Annotated in this window: 10 protein-coding genes and 1 pseudogene; 4 read left to right on the forward strand and 7 right to left on the reverse strand. The window is 62.5% G+C overall.

What is annotated here, in order from left to right; translation table 11 throughout:
- Both QM600_RS25865 and QM600_RS25870 read left to right on the forward strand, forming a co-directional pair.
- Positions 1-332: putative Ig domain-containing protein (locus QM600_RS25865; protein WP_283264578.1), on the forward strand; the 332-nt coding region annotated here is incomplete at its 5' end.
- Between the two features lie 393 nt (positions 333-725).
- Positions 726-2,291 (forward strand): ISL3 family transposase, encoded by a 1,566-nt coding sequence (locus QM600_RS25870; protein ID WP_502943106.1) that lies wholly within the window; start codon positions 726-728, stop codon positions 2,289-2,291.
- Positions 2,292-2,350: 59 nt separating this feature from the next.
- Here QM600_RS25870 and QM600_RS30025 read toward each other — a convergent pair.
- From QM600_RS30025 to QM600_RS25880, 3 genes and pseudogenes are all read right to left on the reverse strand, one after another.
- A pseudogene (locus QM600_RS30025) lies at positions 2,351-2,572 on the reverse strand (oxidoreductase); the annotation flags it as partial.
- 7 nt (positions 2,573-2,579) lie between these two features.
- Positions 2,580-3,443, reverse strand: coding sequence for an alpha/beta fold hydrolase (locus QM600_RS25875; RefSeq protein WP_283264579.1), 864 nt, complete (start codon positions 3,441-3,443; stop codon positions 2,580-2,582).
- Positions 3,444-3,624: 181 nt separating this feature from the next.
- Entirely contained in the window at positions 3,625-4,740 is a 1,116-nt protein-coding gene (locus tag QM600_RS25880; protein ID WP_283264580.1) for an NAD(P)/FAD-dependent oxidoreductase, read from the reverse strand.
- A gap of 266 nt (positions 4,741-5,006) precedes the next feature.
- Between QM600_RS25880 and QM600_RS25885 the strand changes: the two genes are divergently transcribed.
- Positions 5,007-5,525: an SRPBCC family protein gene (locus QM600_RS25885; protein ID WP_283264581.1), complete on the forward strand. Its 519-nt coding sequence runs from the start codon at positions 5,007-5,009 to the stop codon at positions 5,523-5,525.
- Between the two features lie 180 nt (positions 5,526-5,705).
- Here QM600_RS25885 and QM600_RS25890 read toward each other — a convergent pair whose 3' ends face one another.
- The 3 genes from QM600_RS25890 to QM600_RS25900 all read right to left on the reverse strand — a co-directional run bounded on the left by QM600_RS25890 (position 5,706) and on the right by QM600_RS25900 (position 7,433).
- Positions 5,706-6,314 carry a hypothetical protein gene (locus QM600_RS25890; protein WP_283264582.1) on the reverse strand — a complete coding sequence of 203 codons (609 nt, stop codon included), beginning with the start codon at positions 6,312-6,314 and terminating at the stop codon, positions 5,706-5,708.
- Between the two features lie 127 nt (positions 6,315-6,441).
- A complete protein-coding gene (locus QM600_RS25895; protein ID WP_283264583.1) occupies positions 6,442-7,200 on the reverse strand; it encodes a hypothetical protein in 759 nt (252 codons plus the stop codon).
- A 62-nt stretch (positions 7,201-7,262) separates the two neighbouring features.
- Positions 7,263-7,433: an NADPH-dependent FMN reductase family protein gene (locus tag QM600_RS25900; RefSeq protein WP_283264584.1), complete on the reverse strand. Its 171-nt coding sequence runs from the start codon at positions 7,431-7,433 to the stop codon at positions 7,263-7,265.
- A gap of 195 nt (positions 7,434-7,628) precedes the next feature.
- Between QM600_RS25900 and QM600_RS25905 the strand changes: the two genes are divergently transcribed.
- Positions 7,629-8,081, forward strand: coding sequence for a hypothetical protein (locus QM600_RS25905; protein ID WP_283264586.1), 453 nt, complete (start codon positions 7,629-7,631; stop codon positions 8,079-8,081).
- 47 nt (positions 8,082-8,128) lie between these two features.
- On the opposite strand, the gene QM600_RS25910 is transcribed toward QM600_RS25905, so the two are convergent.
- On the reverse strand, positions 8,129-8,403 hold a 275-nt coding region (locus QM600_RS25910), incomplete at its 5' end, for an acyl-CoA dehydrogenase family protein (RefSeq protein WP_502943105.1).

Below are 8,403 nucleotides of genomic sequence, written 5' to 3' on the forward strand. Positions count from 1 at the left end.
CCACCGCCACCCCACCCGCCGTTACCGGGACACCCACCGCCGCCGTGGTCGGTACGCCCTACAGTTATGCCTTCGCCGTCACCGGAACCCCGACCCCCGTTGTTGCGGTCACCACCGGCACCCTGCCCGCGGGGTTGAGCCTCGACCCTGACACCGGTGTCCTGTCCGGAACCCCCACCACCGCAGGATCGTTCCCGTTGACGATCACCGCAACCAATGGTGTCGGAAACCCGGCCACCCTCGATGTCACCGTCACCGTCACCGCTGTACCGGTGGTGGACCCGCCCGCGACGGGATCTCTCGGATCGTCGGGCTCGATCTTCGGGAGCTGACCTCCCGCCCGACCTGTCCCGCTCTGTTCGTGGCGTATGCCGGCGCAGTCCCTCGTGAAGGGGGATTGCGCCGGCATGTCTCGTTCGAATGTCCCGCCCTGCTGGCCGGCACTACCAGGACAGATTGCCGGGACGTGTCATCACCGCAGATCAGACCCGCTAAATGACACACCGGCACCAACCACCACACCACCCCGCGGGAACACCCACCCAACACCGCGCCAGATGTGAACGACGGTCGAAACCTGGTTCTGGCCCACTTTCCGTGACCGCTCCACCTTCGCGCCGCGTGTCGTTCCGGCAGGAGTGAAAATCGGCGGGAGATGATCGTTCTGGTGTTCTGAGAACTGTTGTGACCTGCGTGTACTTCTTCCGCATCTGGCGGGTGTCGACATCGATTCGGTCGATGCGACCGCAGGCGGAGTCCGTATTCGTGCGTCGCCGTTGTCGACTTCGGCGAGCTGTCCGACGTGTGGTGTTTCGTCGAAACGAGTGCATAGTCGGTACGAACGCATGCTCGCCGATACGGCTGTAGCTGGCCGATCGAGTTACGTTGTCTTGCAGGTGCGTCGATTTCTGTGCTCGAACACCGGCTGCGACCGACGCACATTTGTCGAGCAGATCGACGGACTGACCAAGGCTTACGCACGAACCACTCCGCTGCTACGCGAAATCCTGGAGAAGATCGCGCTGGCGCTGGCCGGACGAGCCGGATCGAGGTTGGCATCTACGCTGGGAGTCTCCGTCGGACGCTCCACCTTGTTGAGGCTGGTCCGAGCACTACCGGATCCACCCACGACTACTGTCGAGGTGCTCGGCATCGACGACTTCGCCCTCCGTCGCAGACATCGGTACGGCACGATTCTGATCGACATGAGCACTCACCGTCCGGTCGATGTTCTCGCCGACCGCAAAGCCGACACCGTCGCCGAATGGCTGCGAGCACATCCCGGTACCGAGGTGATCTGCCGCGACCGTGCCGGCGCGTATGCCGAAGCAGCCCGTGCCGGAGCACCGGATGCGATCGAGGTCGCCGACCGCTGGCATCTGTGGCACAACCTCGCCGAAGCTGTGGAGAAAACCGTTGCAGCCCATCATCATTGTCTGAAGAAGGAGCCCGAGTTGGAGCCTGAACCTTCGATCGAACGCACCGTGTCGGAGCAATTGAGGATGGTCGCCGAGCAGGTACACGCCACCCGCCAGGAGAGTTCGATACTCGCTGTCCGGACGAAACGGCGATTCGAGAATGTCACGGCCCTCAAGAACGAAGGCATGGGAATCAGAACGATCGCACGGCAACTCGGACTGGCACGGGAGACCGTTCGTCGTTTCTACTACGCGAACAGTGTCGAGGAGCTGTTGGGAGCCCCGCGAGCCGGCCGGCCAACTATGTTGGACGAGTTCGCCGAATACCTTCACGAGCGTTTCAACGACGGCCATGCCTCCGCTGCTGTACTTTACGAAGAACTTCGAGCATTGGGATATCGCGGCAGCTACAGCTCCGTCCGGGACTACCTTCGCCCGTTTCGCGGGATAGGGGCAGCGCCACCGTCCACACCGAAGGTGCCGAAAGTGCGGCGGATCACCTCGTGGATGCTGCGGCATCCCGACAACCTCACCGACGATGAGCAGATCAGACTCAAGCAGGTTCTCGCCAGCTGCCGGCACCTCGAAGCAGCTGCAGGACATGTCAACTCGTTCGCGGAGATGCTCACCGAACGCCTTGGGAAACAATTGAACGCGTGGATGTCTGCCGTCTCGGCTGATGATCTGCCGCAGCTGCATCGTTTCGTCCGAGGGCTCGAAACCGACCACGCTGCGGTCCTGAACGGACTGACTCTGCCGTATAGTTCCGGCGCGGTCGAAGGGCACGTGAACCGGATCAAGATGCTCAAACGGCAGATGTACGGCCGCGCTGGGTTCGACCTCCTCCGCAAACGAATACTCCTCAGCGGCTGACGTATTCAAAATTGATCACGGAAAGTGGGCCAGAACCACTTTTCAACCGTCGTTAACACGGGACTCTTGGTGATGCCGGAGAGCTTGCCCAGCTTGGCCATGACCCGAAGGAAGGCGGCGCCGGCGAAGTGTCACCGGCACCGGTCATGAAGGCGCGCAACGCATCCACGCAACGTGTCACCGGTGTGCACGTGCGGCAAATCGCCACCCGGAACACTGGGCCGATCACGAACTGCGCCGGTCGCCACCACAACCACGACGGCATCCAGGGCCTGATAGCTGCGGAGATCAGTCAGTGGCAGCTACGTCGCCGACGCTGGGCCCGAATTTCCAGTGAGCCTCCAACGCCTCGACGAGTTCACCCGCCCGCTCGTCCGGAAAGAACAACCGAGCACCTGGGACCTCGACGACACCGGTCGCGCCGGGAATGAGTTCGACGAGCCAATCCGCCCAGGAGCGGCGGAAGAAGATGTCGCCAGTGCCCCACACAATGGCGGTGGGCACCTCACACGCGCCGAGAAGTGGACGGATCGGCGCGAGCTCTTCGGGTTTCATCGACGACAGCAGGGCCGTCATGAAGCGCGCGCCCTCGCGGATACCCAAGGTCGGTGCCAGGTAGTCGATGATGACGTCGTCGGGGACGGCCGACACGTCCTGATAGCCGGTGCGGTAGATCTGCTTGGCGAGCTTGGGCATCCTGGCCAGCGGGGCGCCCGCGCGCAACAGTCGGGCCTTGGCCGCCCAGACGACAGGCCGTAGTGCGAGGGGCGGGAAGTTGCCTTCGGTGTCGCAGTTGGTGAGAGCGAACGACGCGAACCGCCCCGGTTTGCGGGTCAGCACGACCTGGGCGACAGCACCGCCGGTGTCGTTGCCCACCAGGTGGACCTCGCGCAAGTCCAGCTCGCGGATGACTGTATCGACCGCGTCGGCGAGCCCCCACACCGACGGCTCCCCCACCGGGGGCGTGTGCCCGTGGCCGGGGAGGTCGATGCTGATGCAGCGGCGGTGCTCGGACAGCAATTGCACGCAGTTGCGCCACAGCCTGCCGTTGGTGAAGACCCCATGCACGAACAGCGTGACCGGGCCCTTCCCTACGTCGGTGAAGCTGATGCCCCCGACTATGCGGCGATGGGCGGCGAACTCTTCAGTCACGTACTTCTCCTGGTCTGTCGGTTGATCGGGTGAGGACGCCTGTCTGTGAGGCGGCGGCGGGAGTGCCCGCGATGCCTGGTCACACATCCACCCACACCAACTACCGAGCTAATAGTGCAGCACCGGATTTCGAAGTCTCACGTGCCGCCGCGAAATCAATTGCATTGAAGCTGAAGGATATTCACGTCCAACTGTAGAAGATCGGACGGCGCGACGTGATGCCCCAGTCCGTGGTCGACGCGCAGATTCGCTCCTTGACAAACGCACCTACCCGGCCGCCGACGACCAACCTCGTCGCCACGTCGGCGCTGGTCGTGCGTTGAAACACCCCCGCTTGTCGTCCCAGGCTGACGCACTGCCCGACAAACTTCGGCGTAACCGGTTTCGGAGCGGAGCCATCTAGTCTGCGCTTGATGGTTTCTGCGGCGTGAACTCCCGTAGGACGTGCAGCCTGGCAGCTCATCCGGAACGAGAGATCGCTGATCGCGACGGCATCGCCGGCACCCACGATGTTGGGGTGGGTGATGCACTCCAATTGGCGGTCGACCTTCAGCCGGCCGATGCCGTCGACAGGAAGACCACTCCGTCGCGCAAGGTCGGGGACGCCGAATTCCGTGGTGAGCACTGCGCAGTCAGTTGGGATGGAACGGCCGTCGGAAAGCTCACACGACCGCTTCCCGATCCGAGTGACCCTCGATCCGGTGATGATCTCGACACCAAGAGTCGTCAATGTGCGAACGATCATCGATCTCGCCTTCTCCGAAATCTCCGGAGCAAGAACACCTCCGGTGAGCAACGTGATTCGACCACCTCGCTTCTCGGCAAGTTCGGCGGCGGTCTCGATGCCTGTGAGCCCTCCACCGACGACGCTGATCGAGGCGCTCGTCGGCAGTGCCGCGAGCTTCGATTTGAGACGTACCGCGTCCTCGAATTCGGAGATCGAGAACCCGTACTCAGCAGCGCCCGCGATCGCGCTGCCTCTGTGTCGACTTCCCACCGCGTAGACCAGATAGTCGTAGTGCAGTGTCCTGCCGTCGTCGAGAACGAGACGATTTGCAGCAGCGTCGATCGTAGTCACAGTCGCGACGACGAGGGTTGCCCGCGGTGGCAGCGCCTCAACGAGGGAGACCGTTGCGTCGTAGTCCCCCGCGACCATCTGATGCAGCCGTATCCGCTGCACGAAGTGATTCCGTGGATTCACGATGGTCACCGCGATTCCCGACGATCCGCGCAGCAGGCGCTTCGCCGCCATCACTCCTGCGTAGCCTGCACCGATGATGACAACATGCGTGCCCATACTTCCCCATTTCACCGTTGACGCGGATAGAGGCAAGATCTTGTTTCCGACGGTATAGAGCACACACGCCAGAACGCTATGGCGACAGCCACATTCCGTCGCCCATGTGCTGCGCATCTCGTTAGGTGGACTCAGGCGTCGACCCGGCAGGCTACGGCTGGTCCGATTTCGCCAGACATCACACTCACTGACCTACCCGCCCCAACGTCATTGGCTGTGCAGCGAAAGTCGATCACACGGCAGGAGCACACAGATACAATCCGGCGATGCCGAGATGGTTCGAGATGCAGCCCTGCGACGACACCTTCCTCACCACCGCACCCCTGCTCAACCAATTCTCGATCGACCTACCCGTCACCACCGCCACCGCCTGGTCCGAATGCACCCGCCCCGGAACACTGTCGTGGTGCACACTCATCACCGGATCGCGCTACCTCACACCACCACAGGGCATCGATACCGTGAGGGAATTGTCGATGCGACCCTCCGCGATCAAAGCGAGCGAGCACTACTTCCGGTGGGAAGAAGAACCAAACAACCGATACCGCAACACTTTCTACGCCTCCGCGTTCACCGTGCCAGGACTACAGCGGTTCGCCGAGGACATGCTCGTCGAGGAACTCGCCACAGGATGCAGACTCACCTGGACATTCGCCATCGAACCGAAACCCCCGCTCCGCACGCCGCTCACGCTTGGCTCCCCCATCATCACGAGCGCCTTGCGCCGGACCGTGAACGATACAAAGATCTACTTCGACCAGCTGTCGGCGAACTCCCACCACTGAGGTACTGCGTTCGCGCACTTCCTCGCGAACGCCCGGAAGGGAACGATCCCGTCGGCGAATCGACCGATTTCACGATTATATGGTTTTCAGCGATATATGGCACCGCGCTGAGGGCCGGAAGTGCCAGTTCCCGTTGTGCGCAGCGGCTTCAGGTAATCGCCATTGGAAACCGTTGTGGGGTCAGTGTTTCGGGAACCACACCCGCCAGCGAATCAGAACAATCACGAGCACGATCGCTCCGCCTATACCGGCGATCACCCACCACAGCGACCTGCCGCCGTCGTCGATACCGACGCTCACCTGCGGGTCGGATGTTCGTGGCATTCCCTCGACTGCAATGGCCGCATCGGGTGTTCGTGGCATCCCGTAGACAGCAATGGCTGCATCGCGGGTTCGCTCGTTGGTCGACTGGGTTGTTGCCGAGCAACCGTTCACCGACCACGATGCTCCGTTGTTTTCGCCCGTGGAGGTGAAGACGATGTATTCGGTGCCGATCTCGAAGCTGCGCCCGCAGAAATCGCTCAGCGTGTACGCCGATACGACCGTCTTCGCACCGACATCGCCCTCGAACACCTCACGGACATCGAACTCGTAGAACCCGGTCGGGCCGTCAATGCGTTTCGTCGTCACGGTTCCGGCGAAGACTGAAGCTGCATGCGAAACCTGCTCGAGGATCTGGGGTCCGTCAGCTTCGTAGGCGCATGTGCATGCGTGGGCCGGGACGGAAGTAGACAGCGGTAGCGCTCCCGCGAGCCCCACAACCACGAGTATCGATAGCAGCCACCGCATAACGCCCCCTGTTTTTCCTCGGCACGATTACCGATTCGGACCGCAATCGCCAATGATTGATCCGGCCGACCACCTCATACTCGGGTCGAAGCCAAAACCATTTCGGGTCACCCCACGCCGAATGCAGTCAGATCGGTTCGCCGTTGATGCGGGCTTCCATCTTCGATGACACCGGGATGCGGTGGACGATCCGTTCGGTCAACGGTAGCGCCCGGATCGCGGTGATCGCGTCCCACTTGAACGCCCCGCACTCGCCCGTCGGCAGGCCGGGACCGAGCAGTCCGAGGCCTTGGTCGTCGACAAGCCAGACGATCGGCGGAGTCGGCTGATCCGCGTAACAGGTTCGGTTCTCAAGTGACTCGGACGGCAATCGGTATCCCGCGAGGACAGCGTCCATGTTGCCTTCGCGTCGTTCCTCGACCCATGACACCGTGTGGTCGGTGACCCCTCCAGGCGAATCCCCCTCGCATATGACCGCGCGGACGGGCACGAACTCGGCAGGGATGGGCATAGGGTCGGGAACCGGCGCCGCAGACTGCGGCAGATCGGAGAAATTCAGAAGATTGCCGGCCAGGCACGTCGGCTCCACCAAACCCGGCACACTCGCCCGGGATGTCGGCGCCGCTGCGGCTTCCTCGGTGTTGTTGCTTACCGTTCCACAGCCCGCCACCAATGCGGCGGCCGCCAATCCCACCAGTATTCGTGAAGTCCCCATGCGGGCACAGTACGGGTCGATCGGTGGGACCGTCGGCGAATCGAATTCGGTTTCCGATCGACGATCGATCGAGGTCGGATGTAATTCGGCGTCGGCGGCGATGGCTGCGACCGTGACCGACTCAGGTCCGAGTGCCACCCCCTGACGGACCGCGGCGTTAATAACGACCACCCTTACGAAGACACCTCATTGCTTGACTGCACGAACTGATGTAGATGGGGGCGGAAGGACTCTCAGCAAATTTCCGGCCGGCATCCCACGAGGTCGTAGGTGGCGAGATCTGTCGTAGGTGGAGAGATCTGCAGCATCGACTTGCTCGGGTCGACAACACGGGTGCCGACGACATGCCCCGCGACGTCGGCGACACTCGTCGGATCGCCGTGAAAGATCGAGATAACAGACAATATCGGCTCACACCGACCACAAACGTGGAAACAAATTCTCCGAAGACGGCATCCGCGAAGACCCGTGACCAGAGGTAAGCCACATCGCCGAAACCGATCCTTGCAACGAGCCACGCCGCATCACAAGAACCAACATCGGATCTCGCTCACCCGTCGTGCCTACCCCTGCGGCACCGCACACGGTACAACTGGCCAATGAGAACCTTCGCCACCCAGCACCAACGGCTGATACTGCCGATCCTCCTCGCCGCCGTACTCGTGGTCGCCGGGGCCCTGTGGTGGACCAAGACAATCGCCTTCACCAGGACCGCACTGGTCGCGTTCAGCGTGACATCATCTCAGCCGTCGGACGGGGCCTATCACGCAGAGCAGATCAGCATCAGCGTCTCCCCTACCGATCTGTCCGAGACCGCTGAACGACTCGCGCAGACCCGCGGCGGTACCGCAGCCGACTACCAGCCCGACCTGACGATCTCCCCGGCAACGGAGGTCGCCGGAATGTCGGTTACAGCGCGCGGCCGAACACCAAGCGCCGCACAGTCATTGGCCAACAACGGCGCCGAAGCACTCCGCTCGCATCTCGTTCAGACCCGCACCGACACCTCGACATCCACCATCGCGTTCACTGTCATCACTCCCGGCACCTGATCCCACACCCCACTGGAATTCAGCATCGGAGGCGTTTCCGGGGCAGGTCAGATCATCGAGCGGTGGATGCCCTGCGGCTCGCCACCGAGCTGCGAGAGCGTCGACGAGTGGAAGATCGATCCGGGCACGTGGATTGCGTGCGACAGACCTGCGTGAGCGTCACGCCAGAAACGCTGCATCGGGGTCTTCAGCTGGAGAGCGCCGCCGCCGGAGCGAGCGAAGATCTCATCCACGGCGCGCACTGCACGCCAAGCAGCAGCCGTCTGAGTGCGTCGACCGATGGCGCGGAGCTCGAAGGAAACTTCCTGACCCTTCTCGGTCA

Source organism: Rhodococcus sp. IEGM 1379 (assembly GCF_030056815.1).
GTDB lineage: Bacteria > Actinomycetota > Actinomycetes > Mycobacteriales > Mycobacteriaceae > Rhodococcus_F.